The organism is Bradyrhizobium sp. SPXBL-02, from assembly GCF_051853065.1.
In the GTDB taxonomy this organism is placed as follows: Bacteria; Pseudomonadota; Alphaproteobacteria; order Rhizobiales; family Xanthobacteraceae; genus Bradyrhizobium.
This window is the reverse complement of the sequence record NZ_CP182474.1, coordinates 6762577-6784151: the sequence shown is the minus strand read 5'-3', so window position 1 is coordinate 6784151 and position 21575 is coordinate 6762577. Positions and strand designations below refer to the sequence as shown.

Annotated in this window: 17 protein-coding genes and 2 pseudogenes; 8 read left to right on the top strand and 11 right to left on the bottom strand. The window is 65.6% G+C overall.

Going from position 1 to position 21575, the window contains the following annotated elements; genetic code table 11:
- Positions 1-278: 278 nt before the first annotated feature.
- Positions 279-1889, bottom strand: a complete 1611-nt coding sequence (locus tag ACNJYD_RS31550) for a phytoene desaturase family protein (protein ID WP_439364316.1) — start codon at positions 1887-1889, stop codon at positions 279-281.
- 217 nt (positions 1890-2106) lie between these two features.
- Here ACNJYD_RS31550 and ACNJYD_RS31545 point away from each other — a divergent pair, with 217 nt between their 5' ends.
- Entirely contained in the window at positions 2107-4386 is a 2280-nt protein-coding gene (locus tag ACNJYD_RS31545; protein WP_439364315.1) for a spermidine synthase, read from the top strand.
- A gap of 166 nt (positions 4387-4552) precedes the next feature.
- Here the strand turns inward: ACNJYD_RS31545 and ACNJYD_RS31540 are convergent, their stop codons facing one another.
- On the bottom strand, positions 4553-5488 hold the full coding sequence (locus ACNJYD_RS31540; RefSeq protein WP_439364314.1) for a glycerophosphodiester phosphodiesterase: 936 nt from the start codon (positions 5486-5488) through the stop codon (positions 4553-4555).
- Positions 5489-5709: 221 nt separating this feature from the next.
- Between ACNJYD_RS31540 and ACNJYD_RS31535 the strand changes: the two genes are divergently transcribed.
- From ACNJYD_RS31535 to ACNJYD_RS31525, 3 genes are read left to right on the top strand one after another with little or no spacing between them, the layout of a single operon-like run.
- Positions 5710-6669, top strand: a complete 960-nt coding sequence (locus ACNJYD_RS31535) for an acyl-CoA desaturase (protein WP_439364313.1) — start codon at positions 5710-5712, stop codon at positions 6667-6669.
- A gap of 47 nt (positions 6670-6716) precedes the next feature.
- Entirely contained in the window at positions 6717-8099 is a 1383-nt protein-coding gene (locus ACNJYD_RS31530) for an MBOAT family O-acyltransferase (RefSeq protein ID WP_439364312.1), read from the top strand.
- Positions 8074-9084: a hypothetical protein gene (locus tag ACNJYD_RS31525; protein ID WP_439364311.1), complete on the top strand. Its 1011-nt coding sequence runs from the start codon at positions 8074-8076 to the stop codon at positions 9082-9084. The genes ACNJYD_RS31530 and ACNJYD_RS31525 overlap by 26 nt, the downstream gene beginning before the upstream one ends.
- A gap of 5 nt (positions 9085-9089) precedes the next feature.
- On the opposite strand, the gene ACNJYD_RS31520 is transcribed toward ACNJYD_RS31525, so the two are convergent.
- The 5 genes and pseudogenes from ACNJYD_RS31520 to ACNJYD_RS31500 form a co-directional block, all read right to left on the bottom strand.
- The gene (locus ACNJYD_RS31520) at positions 9090-10790 is read right to left on the bottom strand and encodes a fatty acyl-AMP ligase (protein WP_439364310.1); all 1701 of its coding nucleotides are present in this window, start codon (positions 10788-10790) and stop codon (positions 9090-9092) included.
- Between the two features lie 24 nt (positions 10791-10814).
- Entirely contained in the window at positions 10815-11069 is a 255-nt protein-coding gene (locus ACNJYD_RS31515; RefSeq protein WP_172787491.1) for an acyl carrier protein, read from the bottom strand.
- A gap of 215 nt (positions 11070-11284) precedes the next feature.
- Positions 11285-12091: a L,D-transpeptidase gene (locus ACNJYD_RS31510; RefSeq protein WP_212259109.1), complete on the bottom strand. Its 807-nt coding sequence runs from the start codon at positions 12089-12091 to the stop codon at positions 11285-11287.
- A gap of 162 nt (positions 12092-12253) precedes the next feature.
- Positions 12254-13015, bottom strand: coding sequence for an ABC transporter permease (locus ACNJYD_RS31505; protein WP_212259110.1), 762 nt, complete (start codon positions 13013-13015; stop codon positions 12254-12256).
- Positions 13012-13934: pseudogene (locus ACNJYD_RS31500) on the bottom strand (ABC transporter ATP-binding protein). Before ACNJYD_RS31500 ends, ACNJYD_RS31505 begins: the two are co-directional and overlap by 4 nt.
- Before the next feature lie 285 nt (positions 13935-14219).
- On the opposite strand from ACNJYD_RS31500, the gene ACNJYD_RS31495 reads away from it, so the two are divergent.
- Positions 14220-14936, top strand: coding sequence for a hypothetical protein (locus tag ACNJYD_RS31495; RefSeq protein WP_212259112.1), 717 nt, complete (start codon positions 14220-14222; stop codon positions 14934-14936).
- A 100-nt stretch (positions 14937-15036) separates the two neighbouring features.
- Positions 15037-15978 carry a LysM peptidoglycan-binding domain-containing protein gene (locus ACNJYD_RS31490; protein ID WP_439364309.1) on the top strand — a complete coding sequence of 314 codons (942 nt, stop codon included), beginning with the start codon at positions 15037-15039 and terminating at the stop codon, positions 15976-15978.
- A 42-nt stretch (positions 15979-16020) separates the two neighbouring features.
- Here the strand turns inward: ACNJYD_RS31490 and ACNJYD_RS31485 are convergent, their stop codons facing one another.
- Positions 16021-17094, bottom strand: coding sequence for a tartrate dehydrogenase (locus tag ACNJYD_RS31485; protein ID WP_260380284.1), 1074 nt, complete (start codon positions 17092-17094; stop codon positions 16021-16023).
- Positions 17095-17239: 145 nt separating this feature from the next.
- Between ACNJYD_RS31485 and ACNJYD_RS31480 the strand changes: the two genes are divergently transcribed.
- Both ACNJYD_RS31480 and ACNJYD_RS31475 read left to right on the top strand, forming a co-directional pair.
- A complete protein-coding gene (locus tag ACNJYD_RS31480) occupies positions 17240-18157 on the top strand; it encodes a LysR family transcriptional regulator (protein WP_439367539.1) in 918 nt (305 codons plus the stop codon).
- Positions 18158-18204: 47 nt separating this feature from the next.
- Positions 18205-19028 (top strand): annotated as a pseudogene (locus ACNJYD_RS31475) (aspartate dehydrogenase).
- A 4-nt stretch (positions 19029-19032) separates the two neighbouring features.
- Here the strand turns inward: ACNJYD_RS31475 and ACNJYD_RS31470 are convergent.
- The 3 genes from ACNJYD_RS31470 to ACNJYD_RS31460 form a co-directional block, all read right to left on the bottom strand.
- On the bottom strand, positions 19033-20337 hold the full coding sequence (locus ACNJYD_RS31470; protein ID WP_439364308.1) for a PQQ-dependent sugar dehydrogenase: 1305 nt from the start codon (positions 20335-20337) through the stop codon (positions 19033-19035).
- Positions 20338-20475: 138 nt separating this feature from the next.
- On the bottom strand, positions 20476-20685 hold the full coding sequence (locus ACNJYD_RS31465; protein WP_025038081.1) for a hypothetical protein: 210 nt from the start codon (positions 20683-20685) through the stop codon (positions 20476-20478).
- Positions 20686-20939: 254 nt separating this feature from the next.
- Entirely contained in the window at positions 20940-21566 is a 627-nt protein-coding gene (locus ACNJYD_RS31460; protein ID WP_260380281.1) for a methyltransferase family protein, read from the bottom strand.
- Positions 21567-21575 lie beyond the last annotated feature (9 nt).

Genomic DNA, 21575 nt, shown 5'->3' with positions numbered 1-21575 from the left:
CGCCATTTCAAAGCGGGGGCTATTTTCTTCAAAGGCTATTCCTGATCACCGCCCGCTAGGGGTTTCCCCTGGTGGGCGAGGTCTTTTGGGGCTCGCGGTCTTCGAAGGGCTGCACAGCTTATCCGCGTGCTTGTCAGGGCCCTGTCGACCACTTTTCCCGCGATTGACCCGCCGATTTTCCACCGTCTTTCCCCAGGATCGCTCCCGACCGTCTCGCCCAGACATCCTCTGGCCGGTCACAGACCTTTCGACAGCCTGTCCACAACCCATCCACAGGCCTATCCACGGCTTCCGAACAGCGAGCGGTGATCCCGCAGGATCGCCTGCGCCGCGTTATGGCCGGGGGCGCCGGTGACGCCGCCGCCGGGGTGGGCGCCGGAGCCGCAATGGTAGAGGCCTCTCAGCGGCCCGCGATAATCGGCGTGGCCCAGCATCGGCCGCGCCGAGAACAGCTGGTTCAGCGTCAGCGCACCGTGGAAGATGTCGCCGCCGAGCAGCCCGAATTGCCGCTCGAGATCGAGCGGAGACAGGATCTGGCGGCCGAGCACGCTCGCCGCAAAACCCGGGGCATATTTGTCCACCGTCGCGATCATCAGATCGGCGACCTCTTCGCGATGGTCGTCCCAGGACCTGCCATCGGGAAGGCTTGGTGCGACATGCTGGCAGAACAGGCTCGCGACATGCTTGCCGGCCGGAGCCAGCGTGTCGTCGAGCGTTGAGGGGATCAGCATTTCCACCACCGGCTCGCGGCTCCAGCCGTGGGCGCGCGCGTCGAGCCAGGCGCGATCCATATAGCCGAGACTCGGCGCCAGGATGATGCCGGAGGTGAGGTGATCGCCCTCGCCCGATAGCGCCGTGAAGGAGGGCAGGCGATCCAGCGCCACATTCATGCGGAACGTGCCGGAGCCGTTCTTCCAGTGCCGGATGCGGGCGAGGAAGTCCGCCGGAAGAGCCTCGGCCGCGATCAGGCGCGTGTAGAGCAGCTTTGGATTGACATTGGCCGCGACATATTTCGCGCGGATCGCAGAGCCGTTCTCCAGCACGACGCCGACGGCGCGGTCGCGCTCGACGATGACCTCGCGGACGCCGGCATCCGTGTCGATCACGACGCCACGGTCGCGTGCCGCGCGTGCCATGGCCTGCGCGATCGCGCCCATGCCGCCGATGGCGTGGCCCCAGACGCCCTTCTTGCCGTTCACCTCGCCGAACGCGTGATGCAGCATCACATAGGCCGAGCCGGCGGCGTAGGGGCTGGCATAGTTGCCGACGATGGCGTCGAAGCCGAACAGCGCCTTGACCAGATCGTGCTCGAAACGTTCGTCCAGCATCTCGCCGGCCGAGCGCGTGAACAGATCGAGCAGGCTGCGGCTTTGTTCCAGCGTCAGGCCGCGCAGAATGTTGGCGCTCTGCAAAGCGTTCACGGCCTCGCGGATCGCATTTGTGCCGAAGCCGTCGAGCAGGTTCGGCGGCGCGCGCAGCACGAACCGCCTGAGCACGTCGGCGATGTCTTCCAGCTCGCGCGTGAAGCCGTCGAGAGCTTCCGCATCATGCGCGCTGAGCCGCGCCACCGAAGCTTTCGTCCGCCCCTCGCCGGTGAGGAGATAGCTGCCATCCGGCGCGGGCAGAAGATTCTGCGCACGCCGCTCGACGATGCGCAGGCCTTGCTCGGCGAGCCTGAGATCACGGATCACCTGCGGGTTGAGCAGGCTCACGGTGTAGGCCGCGACCGAATTGCGAAAGCCGGGGTGAAACTCCTCCGTCACCGCCGCACCGCCGACCACTTTGCGCCGCTCGACCACGCGCACGCGCAGACCCGCCATCGCGAGATAGGCCGCGCAGGTGAGGCCGTTATGGCCTGCGCCGATGATGACGACGTCGGTTTCCGTCATGAGGGATTCAAGTTGTTCCACTGTCATTCCGGGATGGTCCGAAGGACCAGACCCGGAATCTCGAGATCCCGGTTCGCCTCTCCGAGGCGCCCCGGAATGACATCTCTATATCAAGCATTCCTTGCTGCAACATCACGCCACACTTTATTGCCCGTTCAGGCGCCTTGTGCTCCATTGCGCGCGGTCCGGCGCCCGCCGGGTTTGAGCCGGAGCATTCATGGATTCGATCGTGCAACCCGCCGCCACGGAGCAGCCGTCGTCGTCGCGCAACCGGCTGCTGCTGACGGTCTACACCGCTGCGATCTTCGTCAGCGCGCTGCTGCTGTTCTCGGTGCAGCCGCTGTTCACCAAGATGGTGCTGCCGCGGCTCGGCGGCTCGCCGGCGGTGTGGTCGGTCGCCATGGTATTCTTTCAGTCGCTGCTGCTGGCCGGTTATGCCTATGCGCATCTGTTGATGCAGGCACGGAACCGGATCGTCCCCGTGGCGGTGCATCTGCTGCTGCTGCTCGCCGCCTTCGCCACGCTGCCGCTCGGCATCGCCTCCGCCTATGGCGAGCCGCCGGCTTCGGGCTACGCGATCTGGCTGCTCGGCCTGTTCGCGGTCTCGATCGGGCTGCCGTTCTTCGCGCTCGCCGCCAACAATCCGCTGCTGCAGGCCTGGTTCGTCCGCACCGGCCATCCGGCCGGCCATGATCCCTATTTCCTCTACGCCTCCTCCAATATCGGCAGCTTCCTTGCACTGTTGTCCTATCCGTTCCTGCTGGAGCCGATGTTCACGCTGCAGATGCAAAACCGGTTCTGGACCGGTGGCTATGGCCTGCTGATCCTCCTCATCGGCGCCTGCGGCGTGCTGTTGTTGCGTTCGCCGAAGCTGGCCGTGGCCGACGCGCGGGCCGAGGACGTGAATGCACCCGCGCCAGGCCTCTTGACGCGGCTGCGCTGGATCTTCCTCGCCGCCGTGCCCTCGGGCCTGCTCATCGCCGTCACCGCCCACATCTCGACCGACGTGGCGGCGGCGCCGCTTTTGTGGGTGCTGCCGCTCTCGCTGTACCTGCTGACCTGGGTCGTCGTGTTCCAGTCGCGGCCGCTGCTGCCGCACAAATGGATGCTGATGCTCCAGCCCGTCGCGATCGCTGGCGTCGTCGTCCTGTTGGCTTTCGGCGGCGAGCAGAACCTGCTGCTGACGCTCGGCGGGCATCAACTCTGCTTCTTCGTCATTGCCATGGCCTGCCACGGCGAGCTGGCGCGGACGCGGCCTGCCGCCAGATATCTCACAGGCTTCTATGTTGCGCTGTCGTTCGGCGGCATGGTCGGTGGCTTGTTCGCGGGGCTCGTTGCGCCCTTCACCTTCTCGTGGATCGCCGAATATCCGATCCTGATCGCGCTTGCCGCGCTGTGCCGTCCGTCCGCGAACGAGCGGCTGGCCGGCGTCGTCAGATGGTACTGGCTGGCGCTCGCCGCGCTCGCACTGGCGCTCATCGTGCCGTCATACACGACGGGCGGCCTCTCGACCTGGTTCGAGGATCATCGCGTCTGGGTCGCCGGCGCCGTCGGCGTGCTCGCCGCGCTGCTCGCGTTGATCCTCAATGCCGGGCGCTGGAAGATCTTTGCCACCGTCGCGCTGGCGCTGGCGTTGATCCGCGTTTATCCCGCAGACGAGGGCCGCGTCACGACCGTGCGCAGCTTCTTCGGCGTGCACAAGATCGTGGTGACGCCGGGCGGCTATTTCCACGTGCTGATGCACGGCACCACCATTCATGGCGCCGAGCGCTTCCGCAACAACGACGGCACGCCGGTCGCAGGCAAGCCCGAGCCGATCACCTATTATCACAAGGACGGCGGCATCGGTCAGGCCGTCAGCGCGATCCGCGAGCGCAAGGGCGCGCCGCTGAAGGTCGCCGCGATCGGCGTCGGCTCCGGCACGCTCGCCTGCGCCGCCGAGCCAGGGGAGAACTGGACCTTTTTCGAGATCGACCAGTCCATGGTCGACGCGGCGCGTGACCCCAGGAATTTCCGCTACATATCGAGCTGCATGCCGGACATGAAGCCCGTCATCGGCGATGCGCGCCTCACCTTCGCCAAGGAGCCCGATGGCGCCTATGATCTCATCATCGTCGATGCCTATTCGTCCGATGCGATCCCGATCCATCTTGCGACCGAAGAGGCGATGAAGATCTACAAGGACAAGCTCGCGCCGCACGGTGCCGTGGTGATGCACGTCTCCAACCGGCATCTGGATCTCGAGACCGTCGTGGTCGGCATTGCGGACGCCAACGATCTCAAGAGCTGGGTCTTCAACGAGGATTCAGGCCGCGATGGTGACTACATCTTCTCCACCGACGTCGTCATCTCCGCGCGCGAGGAGGCCGATGTCGGCAGGCTCGCGTCCTCCAAGCAATGGGAGCTGACCGAGGCCGACGACAGGGCGCGGGTCTGGACCGACGATTATTCCAACATCCTGGGCGCGCTATATCGGCGTTGGAAGGACGGGGAGTAGGGGGCGCGCCACGAATGGTCTGGTGCCCCGGACGCAGCGCAGCGCTTCCCCGGCGATGCGAAGCAGCGTCCGGTGCGGTGCGCTGCAGAGCCGGGGCCCACAATTCTGGGTCCGGGCTCTGCGTCGCATCATTTCATGCCGCGCCGCGTCCGGGACACGAGATTGATTACGGCGCCACCCGCGTCCCCGCCGGCAGCGCGATCCCCTTCTCGCCGGCGACTTGCCGCAGCAGGTCCGGCCTGTCCGAGATGATGCCGTCGACGCCGATCTCGATCATCCGCGCCATGTCTTCACGCTTGTTCACTGTCCAGACCACGACGCGAAGTCCCTGGGCATGGGCCTCGGAAACCAGCGCCGCGGTCACGTCGCCGAAATTGGGCGACCAGATCGCGCCGCCGGCGGCCTTGATCGTCCGCGGCAGCGAGCCGCCGTGATCGGCCGGGCTGAACCCCGCCGTCCAGCTCGTCGCCTTGTCGAGGGCCACCGTCGGGGCCGAGCCGCGCTGGAGCGTCAGGTACACGGTCGGGATCTTCGGCGCTTGCTGCTGGACGAGAAGCAGGGTGCGCCAGTCGAACGACTGGATCATGCCGCGGTCGGAGAATCCTTCGGTCTCGATTACCCCGAGCAGCTTCGCGACGAAGGCCTGCGGATCCAGCGTTTCATCCGGATGATTCGGATCGATCTTGGTCTCGATGTTGAAGCGCACTCGCGTGTTGCCGGACTTGCGCACCAGCGCGAACAGCTCGCGCAAGCTGGGAATGCGCGTCCCCGGCAGCGCACGCTGGTCGGGGAATTGTCGTGAGTAGGCACTCTCGGGGCGGATCTGGCCGACGTCATAGGTCCTGACCTCGTCGAGCCGCAGCTTGACGAAAGGGGTGCCGGGCGGAGCGATGTAGGTCCCGTCGGGCCGCCGTGCGAGATCGGGATTGAGCCCGCGCTCATGCGAGACGATCACTTCGCCGTCCGCGGTGACGCCGACGTCGAGCTCCAGCGTGTCCACGCCCATCGTCAGCGAATGGGCGAAGGCGGGCAGGGTGTTTTCCGGCAACAGCGCCCGCCCGCCGCGATGCGCCTCGAGGTCGAAGGCCAGATCGGATCCCATGGCCTGTCCCGCCATCACAATCGAGATCACAGTCAGAATGGTTGCAACAGGTGACGGCATGGGGCCTCGAGGGGCAAGCGGAAAGGACCGGATTTGAACGCATTTTGCGTCGCTCGCCTATTCTATGGGCTTTCGCGGCTGTTGAAACCCTGGGTGCCGCGGCTTGGGTTGCGCCCGCCAGGCTTGTATGTAGTCATATGAGCCGACCTGGAAGCCCGACCGTGCAACAGAAACGCGATCACCGCATCATCCGCAGCCGGCACTTCCAAAGGATGCAGCGGCGGCATTTCATCATTTTCGACGTGCTGCCGTTCATCGGCACGCTGGTTGCGCTGGGCCTGTTGATTGTCCGCCCGATCGGCGCGATGGAGCTCGGACTGTTGTTCGGCTTCTGGCTGATCACGGGTCTCGGCCTCACCGTCGGCTATCACCGCCTGTTCACGCACCGCGCCTTCGCGACCTCCACGACGATGAGCGCGATCCTGATTGTCATGGGCTCGATGGCCGGCCGCGGCCCCATGCTGTCCTGGGCCGCGATGCACCGGCGGCATCACGAGCTGTCCGATCATGATGGCGACCTGCACTCGCCGCGACTGCATGGCGAGGGTCTGCTCGGCCGCCTGCGCGGCTTCCTGCACGCGCACCTGACCTGGATGATCGCGCATGATTATCCCAACGTCGCCCACTACGTGCCGGACCTGATGGCGGACCGCAGGCTGGTTGCGGTCAACAGCCATTACTACATCTGGGTCGGCCTTGGCCTGCTGCTGCCCGCGTTGATCGGCGGCTTGGCGACGATGAGCCTGTGGGGTGTGCTGACCGGCTTTCTCTGGGGCGGCGTGGTGCGGATGTTCGTGGTCGAGCAGACCATGTCTGCCATCAACTCGGTCATGCACAGCTTCGGCGCACAGCCCTTCGTCACCCGCGACGACAACAGCCGCAATCTCGGCGTGATGGCCTGGCTCGCCTGGGGCGAGGGCTGGCACAACAACCATCACGCCTTCCCGTATTCGGCGGCCTTCGGCCTGCGCTGGTTCGAGTTCGATCCCGGCTTCATCTTCATCCGCGCGCTGGAAGCGCTCGGGCTCGCCTGGGAAGTCAAGGTGCCGAGCGAGGAGAAGATCGCTCGGCGCATGCTGCGGCAGCCGGGCGATGCCGCCCCCGATCTGGAGGCGGGCTGAGCATCACCGGCCGGCGCGAGGGCCGGTGATGGCGCAGCTTTGATCCGATGCTCTTCAACGACTATCCCTTTCTCCTGGTCTTCCTGCCTGCGGCCTTGCTGATCTACCGCCTGGCAGACCCTTATCCGCATCTGCGGATCGGCGCGCAGGTCGCGCTGTCGCTCGCCTTCTATGCCTGGGGCAGCCCATCGTTCATCCTGCTCCTGATCGCCTCCATCACGATCAACTGGCTCGCTTCGGTGGCCTACGGACGGGTGAAATGGCCGGCGGTGCTGACGCTGGTGATGGTGCTCGATCTCGCGGTTCTGGCGCTGTTCAAATACGCCAATTTCCTGCTCGCCAATCTTGCACTCGTGCTGGATACGAAGTTTCCGGCGCTCGACATCGGGCTGCCGCTCGGCATCTCCTTCTTCACTTTTCACCACATCATGTATCTGGTCGATCTGAAGCGCGGCAAGGCGCCGCTCTATGCGCTGGACCGTTACGCGCTCTACATCGCCTTCCTTCCGCAGGCGATCGCGGGCCCGCTGGCGCGATGGTCTGAGGTGATGCATCAGTACGGCCGGCAGGTCTACGTGCCGGGCTGGCAGCGGCAATTCTGCATCGCCATGTGCTTCATCGCGTTCGGCTTGTTCGAGAAGGTCGTCATCGCCGACGGCCTCGCGCATCTGCTCGATCCAATCTATGCGCAGGCGGCAAGCGGACCGTTGCGGAGCGGCGATGCCTGGCTCGCCTTCTGCTTTTCGTTCCAGATCCTGTTCGATTTCTCCGGCTATTCGGACATCGCGATCGGCCTCGGCCTCTTGTTCGGCGTGCAGCTGCCCTACAATTTCAATGCGCCGTTGCGCTCGACCAATATCCAGGACTTCTGGCAGCGCTGGCACATCACGCTGATGTTGTTCCTGCGCGACTATGTCTTCTATCCCCTGGTCAATCTGCGCCTGTTGCCGCGCCGCTTCTTGCCGGTGCAGTTCTTCGGCGCGATGATGATCACGATGGCGCTGTGCGGCCTCTGGCACGGCGCGAGCTGGACCTTCGTGCTGTGGGGCGTGCTGCATGGCTTCGCGCTGGTGGCTTGCGCGCTGTGGCGCCGCTATGGGCCGGAGTTTCCGTCGTGGCTCGGCTGGGCGCTCACCGTCTTGTTCGTGCTGGCGACCGGCGTGATCTTTCGCGCCGGATCGTTGGAGGCGGCCTGGCATGTCTTTTCGGGACTGATCTCACCGCTGCCGCTCGAGCGCGGCAAGCATCTATGGCCGCTGATCGCAGCGCCGCTGTTCGCTTTCCTGCTGCCGGCGAGCCAGGACATCGTCGCGATGCTCACGCGCCGTCCCAAACCGTGGCTCGCCGGTCTGCTCGGCATCGGATTGTTCGCATTGCTGCTCCACATGGGTGGCCGGGATCTGCATGAATTCGTCTACTTCAAGTTCTGAGACCGATCCCGGCTGGGGACGGAGCCTGCTGGCGTGCCTCGGCACGCTCTCGGGCGCCGCCTTGTTGGTGCTCGCACTGATGGTCGTGGTCGATCCCTATGACAGCGGCAAGCTCGGCCTGCTGGGCATCGAGGGGGTCGACAATCGTCTGACGCAAATCACGGCAGCGAGCCGCGCACGCGATGCGAGCTTCGACTCCGTCATCCTCGGCAATTCGACCGGGCAATTGATCCAGCCGGCGGAATTGTCCCGCGCGAGCGGGTTCCGTTTCGTCCAGCTCTACATGACCGGTGCGAGCCCACGCGAGCAGCTCGCCGTGCTCGATTTCTTCCTGCGCAAACACCGGAAGGTCGGCGCGCTGGTCATCGCCGCGGATCCCGGCTGGTGCGTGCATGCCCGGCCGAAGGAGGAGGGCGTTCCGTTCCCCTACTGGCTCTATGACGCAAGCGTGGTCACCTATGCGGTGCGGCTGATTTCCTGGCAGGCGATCGAGCAGGTCTTCCAACGCATCGGCATCGGGCTCGGCCTGCGACCGCGCATGAACCGTGACGGCTTTGTCAGCTACGAGGACATCTGGCCGCCCGGCCAATTCAAGGAGACCAATGCTCCGAGAGACCCCGCGCCCGTGGACTCTGCGGAGGCGCGAGCGGTGTTCCCCGAGATCGCGGCCCTCAAGGACGTCGTCCGCAAATTGCCGGTCGACGTGCCCGTCGTCATCATCGTGCCGCCGACCTTCGCTGCCACCGTGGCAAAGCCCGGCACGCAAGCTGAGCTGGAGCGCAACGCCTGCGATGCCGCGCTCGCACAGGTCGTGGCCGGGCGGCCGCGCAGCAACTTCGTCAGCTATCGCGTCGACAACGAGCTCACGCGCGATCGCGCCAGTTTCGTGGACTATATCCACTACCGCCCGGTGCTGGCGCGCAAGATCGAGCAGGGGATTGTCGCGAGCCTGCGCGACGGCGAGAAAGCGAGAATCGATTTCTGAGCAGGTCAGCCGATTTCGTCGAAGGCCGCACCGAGCCAGAGCCTGCGCGCCAGCCTGCGCTGGATCTTTCCGCTGGTGGTTTTCGGCAGGGCACCGGGCCGGATCAGCGCAATGTGGCGCGCGGATAATTCGTGACAGTCGGCAATGGCCTCTCGGATCCGGTCCTTGATCTCGTCACTGTCGATCTTGTGACGTGCCGTGCGCTCCACCTCCTGCACGATGACGAGCGTTTCTTCACCGCCCGCGTCCGGCACCGAGAATGCTGCGCCGCAGTTTGCGCGCAAGCCCTCGTCCAGCGACTGCACCGTGCGCTCGATGTCCTGCGGATAATGGTTGATGCCGCGGATGATGATGAGGTCCTTGATCCGGCCGCTGACGAACAGCTCGCCGCTTGCATCGAGGAAGCCGAGATCGCCGGTGCGCAGCCATGCGCCGTGCTCGCCGGCGATCTCCGCGTTGAGCAGCTCGTTCGTCGCGTCATCGTTGCGCCAATAGGCGCGGGCGATGTTGGCGCCGCTGACCCAGATCTCTCCGACGCAGTCGGGGGGCAGGCGTGTGCATTTACCGGGATCGACGATGGCGATCCGCTCACCCTCGAGCGCGCGCCCGCAACCGACCACGATCTGCGCATCGTCAGCTTCCGAGGCCGTCTCTGCTCTATGCGCCTGAAGCGCCGCGCGACTGACGCGACGCGTCAGATGACCGCCGCCGCGCGTTCCCCCTGAAATGAGCAGCGTCGCTTCCGCCATGCCGTAGGCCGGATACATCGCGCGCGGATCGAAGCCGTGCGGCGCGAAGGTCGCGGCGAACCGCTCGATGGTTTCTGCGCGCACCGGCTCGGCGCCGTTCAGGGCGATCCTCAGCGGGGACAGGTCGATGCCGTCCATCTGGTCGGCGCGGTGGCGGCTGACGCAGAGGTCGAAGCCGAAATTGGGGCTGCACGCCACTTCCGCGCGATAGTGCGAGATCGCGCGCAGCCATCCGAGCGGCCGCTGCATGAACGCGTTCGGCGCCATCAGCACGCAGGTCGCCCCGACATAGAGCGTCTGCAGCGCGTTCAGGATCAGCCCCATATCGTGGTAGAGCGGCACCCAATTGACGTAGGTCGATCGCCTGGTGTTGCCGAGCGCGATCCGGATCATCTCGAGATTTGCGAGCAGATTGGCGTGGCTGACCATCACCCCCTTCGGCTCGGAGGTCGAGCCGGAGGTGTATTGCAGGAAGGCGATGTCATCCGCCGCCGGACCCGCCAGCGCGACCGGTGCCAGGGTCGCCGGACCGAGATCGACCTCGATCCATCGGATGTTCTCGTGTGCGAAGCGCGTTTGCAGATCGCCGCGAAGCGAGAGGGCTGAACTGGTCAGCGCCACCGCTGGCGTGCAGTTGGCGAGAATTGCGGCGCTGGCATCGCGCGCACCGTTTCGCCGCGGCATCATCATCGGCACGGCGATGATGCCGGCCATCAGGCAGCCGAAGAACGCCACCAGAAATTCGAGACCGGGTGGAAATACCAGGATGGCGCGGTCGCCAGGGCGCGCGACCGCGGTCAGGCGCGCCGCGAGCGCACTTGCGCAATCGCGCAACTGGCGGAAGGTAAGGGCAGCTTCTTCAGTCCCGCGGTCAGAGACGAAGACATAGGCGCGGTCATTGGCCTGCTCCGCCGCGCGCCGGGCCAGGAGCGCCACGAGCGAGCGGGGAGTGTCCATCGGATTGCGCCGGTTCAGGCCGTGTCAGGCGGCCGGTCGGATCGCGCGCTTGTCGGCAAGAAACCGGGACAAGGCCTCAACGGTCGGATGGTCGTAAAAGTCGTCGGTCGACAGTTCGATGTCGAGCTTCTCCTCGAGCTCCATCATCAGGTAGACCAGCATCGCCGAATCGAGACCGAGGCGGTTGAATTTGGTGCCGGTGTCGACCCGATCCCTGGAGATGCGCAGGATATTGGCCAGCGCGGTAACGCAGAAATCCGAAATCTGCTCGCGTGTCATGTCATTTCCCAGAAACAATGGGAACGACAATACGGTCGACCCCAAGCTTGTCAATTTGGCCGGGGCGCCGCTGCGTTGAAGGTTGGGGACTGTTGCCTTCCTGCGTCGGTGAGTTGCTCGATTCCTGCCGGCCTGGAGTTGTCCGGTCCACCGCGGCGCCGGCGCGTCAGCACGATTTGATTCGCTGCAGCGCCCGGCGTCGCGTTCAGGCTGCGTCAGTTCTGATAATAATAGCTGCGCGGCTGATAATATTGCCGGGCCTGCGGCTGATGATAGTAGCCCTGCTGGCCGTAGCCCTGGTCGTATGTTGGTTGCGGCAGCTGTTGATAGGCCTGCGTGCCATAGGGGCGGGTGATCGGGCGCGGCGCCGGATAGCGCGCGCCGGTGTCGCTGCCGTCGGCCGGGTAGATGTAGTTGTCGTCCTGCGGCATGTAGCGCCGTTCGGGCTGCGCCGGCGGCATCAGGTTCACCGGGGCGCCTGTGGTGGCGTATTGCTCTTCAGCAGGCTGCGGGGCGCGGGCCACCGCATTGGCATTGCGGCCGCGCGGATTGCGCGCCAGCGCCACCTGTGCCGAGCCCGTCAGCGTCACCGTGGTGTTGAGCACGCCCTGCTGCTGCACCAGCGCATAGAGCGTCGAGGCGTTCTGGCGCGACAGGCGCACGCAGCCATGGGATGCCGGCGAGCCGAGCCGGCCGACCGAGTCCGTGCCGTGGATGGCGTGCCCGACCTTGGTGAAGAAGATCGCGTGCGGCATCGGCGCGTCGTCGAATTCCTTGGAATAGTGGTCCTCTTCCATCCGGAAGGCGCGGAAGGCGCCATTCGGCGTCTCGCGCGAGGGGATGCCGGTCGACACCGGCCAGCGGTAGCGCGCGACCCCGTCGACGGCGACGGTCAACTGCTGATTGTCCTTGTCGACGGTGATCTCGACCTTGGCCTGCGCGGTGCTTACGCTCAAAAGCATCAGGGATGCAAAAGCAACTAAAAACGAACGCATCTGACTTCTGGCCTCCGGCCTGTTCATGCTCGCGCCGCGGCTCTCCGTCCCCCGGCGTGCATTATGCCTGCGGCCCTGCGTTGGTTCCAGCGGCCTGCCTGTCCATCGTTAACGTGATGCCGGGCGTAAGCAAGGCCGCTTTGTGCCGCGCCGGCCAGCGGCGCTGACATTTTCGCGAGCGCCGCGCGGTCAGTTCTTGAGCCGGTATCCAGTTCGGAAAATCCACCAGATCACGACCAGGCAGATCACCAGGAAGGCCAGCGTCATGCCGATGCTGAGGAGTACGCTGACGTCGGCGATCTCGTAGAAGCTCCAGCGGAAGCCCGAGATCAGGTAGACGACCGGGTTGAGCAACGCCACCGTGCGCCAGGTGGGCGGCAGCATGTCGATGGAATAGAAGCTGCCGCCGAGGAAGGTCAGCGGCGTCACCACCAGCATCGGGATCATCTGCAGCTTCTCGAAGCCGTCGGCCCAGATGCCGATGATGAAGCCGAACAGGCTGAACGTCACCGCCGTCAGCACCAGGAAGGCCAGCATCCAGATCGGATGATGGATGTGCAGCGGCACGAACAGGCCGGCGGTCGCCAGGATGATCAGGCCGAGGATGATCGACTTGGTCGCGGCGGCGCCGACATAGCCGAGCACGATCTCGAAATAGGAGATCGGCGCCGACAGGATCTCGTAGATCGTGCCGGTGAATTTCGGGAAGTAGATGCCGAACGAGGCGTTGGCGATGCTCTGCGTCAGCACCGAGAGCATGATCAGGCCCGGGACGATGAAGGTGCCGTAGCTGACGCCCTCGACCTGGCTGATGCGCGAGCCGATCGCGGCGCCGAACACCACGAAATAGAGCGAGGTCGAGACCACCGGCGAGACGATGCTTTGCAGCAGCGTTCGCCAGGTGCGCGCCATTTCGAACAGATAGATGGCGCGGATGGCGCGGTGGTTCATGACGTCCTCACGAGGTCGACGAAGATGTCCTCGAGCGACGATTGCGTCGTGTCGAGGTCGTTGAAGCGGATGCCGGCGGTGCGGAGGTCGCCGAGCAGGCTGGTGATGCCGGTGCGCTCGCCCTTTGTGTCGTAATCGTAGACCAGCGTCGCGCCTTCATCACAGAGCTCGAGCTCGTAATGCGCGAGACTATCCGGCAACGACGTCACCTTGTTCTGCAAATGCAGCGTCAGCCGCTTCTTGCCGAGCTTCTGCATCAAGGTCGTCTTGTCCTCGACCAGCACGATCTCGCCCTTGTTGATGACGCCGATGCGGTCGGCCATCTCCTCGGCTTCCTCGATGTAATGCGTGGTGAGGATGATGGTGACGCCGGACTGCTGAAGTCCGCGCACCACCTCCCACATGCCCTTGCGCAGCTCGACGTCGACGCCGGCGGTCGGCTCGTCCAGGAACAGGATCTGCGGCTCGTGCGACAAGGCCTTGGCGATCATCACGCGGCGCTTCATGCCGCCCGAGAGCGTGATGATCTTGTTGTCCTTCTTGTCCCAGAGCGAGAGGGCCTTCAGCACCTTCTCGATGTGGTCGGGGTTCTTCGGCTTGCCGAACAGGCCGCGGGAGAAGCTCACGGTCGCCCACACGCTCTCGAAGGCGTCGGTGTGCAATTCCTGCGGCACGAGGCCGATCAGCGAGCGGGCCTTGCGGTAGGAGGTCTGGATGTCTCGCCGCCGACGAGGACACGGCCCTCGCTCGGATTGGCGATGCCGCAGATGATCGAGATCAGCGTGGTCTTGCCGGCGCCGTTGGGGCCGAGCAGCGCAAAAATCTCGCCGCGCGTGATGTCGAGATTGACGTTCTTGAGCGCCTTGAAGCCGGACCCATAGGTCTTCGACAGATTGGCGACGGATATGATGGAAGACATGATGGCCGCAAGGCTGAGGAGCAAAGGTGGGGGAAGGGGCCGCACCATCCAGGAGGGCAGGTCGGCGGAGCCCTGAAATAGGAACGCTGTTGTCCCTCCGCAATTCCCCGGAGAAAAATGGTCTCAAAACAGGCGCTTCAGTGGCATGTTCCCGGCAAGTGTTGCGCGATGGTCACGGCTTGCTGCTAAGATTGGCGCTCACGCGGCTCTTTGTTGCGTCTGCGAGCGCGCCGTGGCTACGATTCCGGCCAATCGCGAAGCGTATTGTCTCCGGGGAAAAGATCGATGAGACCGAACGGCCGTCACACCGCCGGCGCCAGCCAGCTGTCCGCCCTCCGTGCCTGGGCGATGGGCCTGCTCATGCTGTCAGCTGTTGCCATCAGCCCGACCACCGCCAAGGCCGCACCGAGCCAGGCCGCGGCGGCGACCACGCATGTCTATCTGCTCCGCGGCGTGCTCAACATCTTTTCGCTCGGCCTCGACACGATCGGTGCCCGCCTCCAGGCGCAGGGCGTCCCGGTGACCGTCGCCAATTTCGTGTCTTGGTCCTCGCTCGCCGATGAAGCGGCGGCTGCCTACAAGGCCGGGCGGCTCAAGACCATCATCCTGGTCGGCCATTCCTCCGGTGCGACCGCGCTGCCCGACATGATTGCCAAGCTCAACCAGCTCGGCGTGCCTGTGAAACTCGCGATCGGCCTCGATTCCGTGTTCAAGACCAAGCTCTCGACCGGCGCGGAGCGCTACATCAACATCTATATCGGTGACGGCCCCGGCGAGCCGGTGCGGGCCGCGGCCGGCCTTCGCGGCAAGCTCGACAATGTCGATGTCCGCGGCACCGGAGTCGGCCACATCTCGATCGACAAGAACGAGGCGATCCAGCGCCGCGTCATCGCCGAGATCGACGCCGCGATCATGCGCTCGCGCGCCCCGGCTGCCCCCGTTGCGGAGCCCGGCGCACCGCGGCCCGCGCGGGCGGCGGCGGCGGCTCCGGCGAGGAACTAGTCCGGAACGCTACGCTTCGGCGCCGCAAAATCTGCCAATTCCGCGGTCAAGAAGTACCGCAAGGGGAGGCGCCGCCTCCGGTGGTAGGACTTCTGAACGGATGGTTGATCCAAGGCGCCTGATCGTGCTGGCAGCAATTGTGCTGCTCGCCCTCGGCACGGGCACGGCCGCGGCTTCTCCGCCCAAGTCCAAGACCATTGCGGCGGTCCCCGCCGCGCCGCCGCCCCCGCCGTTCGAGCCATTGCCGCCGCCGAAGGTCTATCTGTTTCGCGGCGCCATGGGCCCGATCTTCTCGACCGGCATGGATCGGCTCGGCGAGAAGCTGACGCAGGCCGGCTTCTCGGCCGACGTCTACGAATTCACGCTGTGCCGGCTGATCGGCAACCGCGCCATCGCCAGCTACAGGGAGAAGGCGGCGCCGATCGTGCTGATCGGCCATTCCATGGGCGGGCTGTGCTCGATCGTCATTTCCGAGATGGCGGCCAAGGAGAACATCCCGATCAGCCTCGTCATCGCCATCGATCCCGCGCACGCGACCGGCGATGTCCCCCTCAACGTCGAGCGCTTCATCAACATCTTCCTGTCCGACAGCGTGCTCGGCGGCGGCGACGTCGTGGCTGTCCCCGGCTTTCGCGGCCATTACGCCAGCTATGACCTCAAGGAAAACGCGCGCGTCAGCCACATCAACATCGAGAAGTCCGACGACATCCATCGTCAGATCGTCGGGATGGTGACGCAGCTGCCGCGCATTCCGCCGCAGACGCAGGCCGATGCCGTGCCGCTGCGCTATCTGGTGCCGGCGGATACGCTGGTCGAATTGTGGGACAGCGGCGTGCGGGTGCCGGTGCGCCGCGGCGACACCATGGAGAGCATCGCCGCAGCCAACCGCGTGCCGCTGTGGACGCTGGCGCAGAGCAACTCGTTGCCGGAGAACGCGCAGCTGACGCCGGGCCAGACCATCATCGTCCCCCGCCATCTGACACCGCCAGAGCCGGCCGCCGCGATGGCCACGCCGCCGGCGGCACCGGCGGGGCGGAGATAGCACGTTCTTCGCCTCTGCCCGGAAGCGGAGAGAGGACGAAGACTATACATTCGATCCGTGGATCGCTTCGATCACGGCGTCCGTGACCTCCTTCGTCGTCGCCTTGCCCCCGACATCCGGCGTCAGCACGCCCGCGGCGCAGACGCGCTCGACGGCGGCCATCAGCCTCGAGGCGGCCTCCTTCTCGCCGAGATGCTCGAGCATCTGCGCGCCGGTCCAGAACGTCGCGACCGGGTTGGCGATGCCCTTGCCGGTGATATCGAAGGCCGAGCCGTGGATCGGCTCGAACATCGAGGGGAAGCGGCGCTGCGGATCGATGTTGCCGGTCGGCGCGACGCCGAGGCTTCCCGCCAGCGCGCCGGCGAGGTCGGAGAGGATGTCGGCGTGGAGGTTGGTCGCGACGATGGTGTCGAGGCTCTTCGGATGCAGCGTCATCCGCACCGTCATGGCGTCGACCAGCATCTTGTCCCAGGTCACATCAGGGAATTCGCCGGCGACCTCGGCCGCGATCTCGTCCCACATCACCATGCCGTGCCGCTGCGCGTTCGACTTGGTCACGACGGTCAGGAATTTGCGCGGGCGCGACTGCGCGAGCTGGAACGCATAGCGCATGATGCGGGTGACGCCGACGCGGGTGAACACCGCGACCTCGGTGCCAACCTCTTCCGGCAGGCCCTTGTGGGCGCGCCCGCCCATGCCGGCATATTCGCCTTCCGAGTTCTCGCGCACGATCACCCAGTCGAGATCGCCGACGCCGACATTGCGCAGCGGCGAGGCGACGCCCGGCAGGATCTTGGTCGGCCGCACATTGGCGTATTGATCAAACCCCTGGCAGATCGGCAGGCGCAGGCCCCATAGCGTGATGTGGTCGGGCACGTCGGGGGCGCCGACCGCGCCGAAATAGATCGCGTCGAACTTCTTCAGCTCGCCGAGACCGTCCGCCGGCATCATCACGCCGTGCTTCTTGTAATAATCCGAGCCCCAGTCGAACGTCTTGACGTTGAAGGAGAGGTCGCCGCTGCGCTTGGCCAGGGCCTCCAGCACGCGGACACCGGCCGAGATCACCTCGGGGCCGATGCCGTCGGCGGGAATGGCTGCGATCGAATGGGTGCGCATGGAAAGCTCCGCGGGAGAGATCGTGCCGACATATTCGGCGGTCGGCGTCGCCGGCGAATCTAGACGGGAGTGCAGGGCAAACTCAATCGGTGCTGGTTTATACAAAAAAATGATACAATCCTCGCTGAGACGAGAGGACCGGCAAATGGAATTGCATCAGCTCCGATGCTTCGTGGCGACGGCCGAGCAGCTGCATTTCGGCCGCGCGGCACAGCAGCTTCAGATGCTGCCTTCTGCGCTCGGCCGGCAGATCAGGCTGCTGGAGGAGGATCTGGGAACGCGGCTGTTTGCGCGGACGACGCGCGCTGTGTCGCTCACCGAGGACGGCACGACGCTGCTGCGCGATGCCCGCGCCATCCTCGCCAAGGTCGAGGCGGTCGAGAGCAGCCTCCGCAATCGCTCGCGCGCGGGGACCGCGCGGCGGCTGCGGGTCGGTGCCATCGACAGCGCCGCGGCCGGATTGCTGCCGCCGCTTCTGCGCGATTTCCGCGCCAGGCATCCTGACATCGCGGTGCAGCTCCTCGAAGACAAGACTGTCCGGCTGCTGCCGAAGATCTTGACCGGCGCGCTCGATCTCGCCTTCGTGCGTCCGCCTGACCGGCCGGACAAGCGGCTTGAATTCCGCGACCTGCTCCAGGAGAGCGCGATCGTTGCGTTCCCGCGCCGGCACGCGCTGGCCGGGCGCAAAGCGATCACGCTGACGGATATCGCCGAGGAGGCGATGCTGGTGCCGGACCGCCGCTCGCGGCCGCACAGCCACGATCTCACGGTCAAGCTGTTCGAGCAGGCCGGCCTGACGCCGCGCATCGTGCAGGTCGCCGACGAGAAGCAGACCATCATCAACCTCGTGGCAACGAAGCTCGGGGTCGCAATCGTGCCGCGCTGGACCGCTCGGATGGCGGTGACCGGTGTGCGCTTCGTGCCGCTTCGACCGAGGCAGAGCGGGCCGGTCGGCCGCCTGCCGCTTGCCGCAGCCTGGCTGCGCGGCTCGCGCGATCCGGCCCGCGATGCCTTGCTGGCGGTTCTGGAAGCCCGCCTGCGCAGCTATGCGCGGGAGGCGTGAGCGGCTATGACATCGGCCAAAACAGAGGCCAAGACAGAGGGATGGTGATGACGGATCAGAAGGCTTCGAGCGAATTGCGGGTGACCATTGCCGGGCTGGGCTCGATCGGCGCCAAGATTGCAACCGCGCTCGATCAGGGCATCGAGGGCCTGTCGCTCACGGCCGTGGCAGTGCGAGACCCCGCCAAGCATCAAGCCTTCATCGACAGCTTGCGTCGCCCACCGACAATCCTGCCGCTCGACCAGCTCGGCGAAGCCGCCGACATCGTGGTCGAATGCGCGCCGACAAGCCAGCTGCGTGCGATCGTCGAGCCGGCAGTGAAGCGCGGCAGGGCCGCTGTCGTGGTCAGCGTCGGCGGCTTGCTCGACAATTTCGATCTCGTCGATCTTGCCCGCGCCAATGGCGGCCGCATCCTGGTGCCGACCGGCGCGCTGATGGGCCTCGATGCCGTCAACGCCGCCGCAATCGGCACTATCCATTCGGTGAAGATGGTGACGCGCAAGCCGATCGACGGCTTGAAGGGTGCGCCGTTCATCGTTCAGAACAACATCGACATCGACAATCTGCGCGAACCGCTGAATTGTTCGAGGGCAGCGCGCGCGAAGCCGCAAAGGGCTTTCCGGCGAATGTCAACGTCGCCGTTGCGTTGTCGCTGGCGGGCATCGGGCCCGATCGCACCCAGATGCAAGTTTGGGCCGATCCGACCGTGACACGCAACGTTCACCGCATCGAGGTCGAGGCGGATTCGGCGCGGTTCTCGATGGGCATCGAGAACATCCCGTCCGAGAATCCCAAGACCGGCCTGATCACGGCGCTGTCGGTGATCGCATTGCTCCGCAAGCAGCGCGCCACGCTCTGCGTCGGGACGTAAGCTGCTACGCTCCCGTGACGCGCCAGATCACGTTGCCGACGTCGTCGGCCATCAGCAGCGACTTCTGGTCAGGACCGATCGCGACGCCGACCGGGCGGCCGTAGGATTCCTTCTCGTCCGGCGACAGGAAGCCCGACAGGATGTCGCGCGAGGGGCCGGACGGCTTGCCGTTCGCGAACGGGATGAACACCAGCTTGTAGCCGGACAGCTTGCTGCGATTCCACGAGCCGTGCTGGCCGATCACCATGCCGTCGCCGAAGCCGGGCAGGGTGCCTGCGGGCATCCAGCACAGGCCGAGCGAGGCGGTGTGGCCGCCCAGCGCGTAGTCCGGCTGAATCGCCTTGGCGACCATCGCCGGATCCTGCGGCACGCGGTCGTCCACCGTCTTGCCCCAGTAGCAATAGGGCCAGCCGTAGAAGCCGCCGTCGTGAACTGAAGTGAGATAGTCCGGCGGCGTCTCGTCGCCGAGACCGTCGCGCTCGTTGACGACGGTCCACAGCACGCCGGTCGTCGGCTCCCAGGCAAGGCCTACGGGATTGCGCAAGCCCGCGCCGAAAATGCGATGCGTGCCGGCAACGAGATCGAGCTCGTAGACGGCGGCGCGGCCTTGCTCGACCTCCATGCCCATCTCCGCGATGTTGCTGAGCGACCCGACGCCGGCATAGAGCTTCTTGCCGTCGGGACTGGCGAGCAAGCTGCGCGTCCAATGGCCGGCAGGCTTGAACGTCGTGAGCCGCTTGCCCGGCGCGGTGATGCGATCGGCATCGGCAACGTAGGGGAAGGCCATCACGCCGTCGGTGTTGCCGACGTAGAAAGTGTCCCCGACCAGCGCCATGCCGAACGGCTGGTTGAGGTTCTCCATGAACGCGCCGCGAACCTCCGCAACGCCATCGCCGTCCTTGTCGCGCAACAACGTGATGCGGTTGGCGGAGACGCCGAGTGCCGCGGCGCGGCGCATCGTCGCCTGCATCGCATAGTGGAACACGCTGCGCGGAGCGCCTGCGATCTGCGTCGCCTCCGCGATCAGCACGTCGCCATTGGGCAGCACCTCGATCCAGCGCGGATGGTCGAGGCCGGTCGCGAACGCATTGACCTTGAGCCCGGGCGCAGCGATCGGCTTTTCCCCATCGCGCCAGCCGCGTGCGGTCGGCATCTTCAAGGTCGGGATCGCGCCTTGCGGCTTCGCTTCGGGAATTGCGGGCTTCTCGCCCCAGGCCGGCGCGGGCTCGGTGCCCGTCATCTTGCGCCATTGCAGCGCGATGCCGCCGATGAACGCGACGAACTGCGCGAAGATGCTGGAAAACGTCATGACAGGCCCCCGGTTGCGCGCGCATCCAACTGGCTGACGGGGCAGACGTCAACCTGTGTGGCGCGCCGCAGAGGCCTATTCCCGTGGAATGGCAGCCGATCGAATTTGCATGGGACAGTCGCGGCGTCGGCCCGGAGATCAACGACCGATCTGCCGCTCCAACCGCCGTGCCGCGCGAAAATCGTCCAGGTGACGGATGTTCGGCGCCAGCGCGGCTTCCCTGGACAGCAGATGATAGACCCGCGCCACCGTGCGCTGCTTCTGCTTCGTCCGCCCGGGCGGCAGCGCCCGCGCCTTGCGGACGGCGGCGATCGCGTGCGCGCGAAAATAATCGTAGGCGTCCGACATGGCTCGATGCTCTGCGGTCGCTGGCAGATGTCGAGGGGCAACGAGCGAGCGGAGGGCTGGTTCCTTGGGGACCAAGATCGTGTGCTCGTGCCCCGGACGCAGCGCAGCGCCCCGGCGATGCGAAGCATCGTCCGGTGCGATGCGCTGCAGAGCCGGGGCCCATCTCGCCCCATGCACGAATAGCCGTCTGGGGTCCCGGCTCTGCGCAGCAGCGTTGCACGCTGCAGCGCGTCGGGGACACGAAAGTGACGCCTTTACCGTGGCGACGTGAACGGAATGATCATTGGAACGCGGCGGCAATAGGCGCCATAGGCGTCTTCGCCGAGCTCCTTCGAGAGGAACACTTCTTCCATCCGGCCCTTCTGCCACATGCCGAGCGAGATCAGGATCGCGCCGAGGATCGTCGTCACCAGGCCGATCGCAACGCCGGTCACCAGCATTCCGAAGATCAGGCCGGTGTAGATCGGGTGACGGACGATGCCGTAGGGGCCGGTGTCGATGACGCGGTGGTCTTCCTTGTGGGTGATGGTGTTGGACCAGAACTTGCCGAGATGCAGCCGCCCCCACCATGCGAAAGCAATTCCGGCGACCGAGAGGACCGCTGCGATGGTGATGCCGGCGTTGCCGAGCACCCAAAGCGGCTTCCAGCCCATGACCTCCGCAATGAATGGCGTGTACAGGATGCCGCCGACGAGGATCGGCAGGCTATAGCGCTGCGACTCCAGCGTCATGACCTGCTTCTTGGTCCGCCCCTGCCAGAACGACGCGCCCACCCAGCTCGCGAGAAAGGCGAGCCAGATCAGGGCAAGGAGTTCGGTCGGCCAGGTCGTGGTCCAGCCACCCCAGGCGACAGAAAGAAGCTTGCTGAAATCGAAAGACATGAAGGTTCT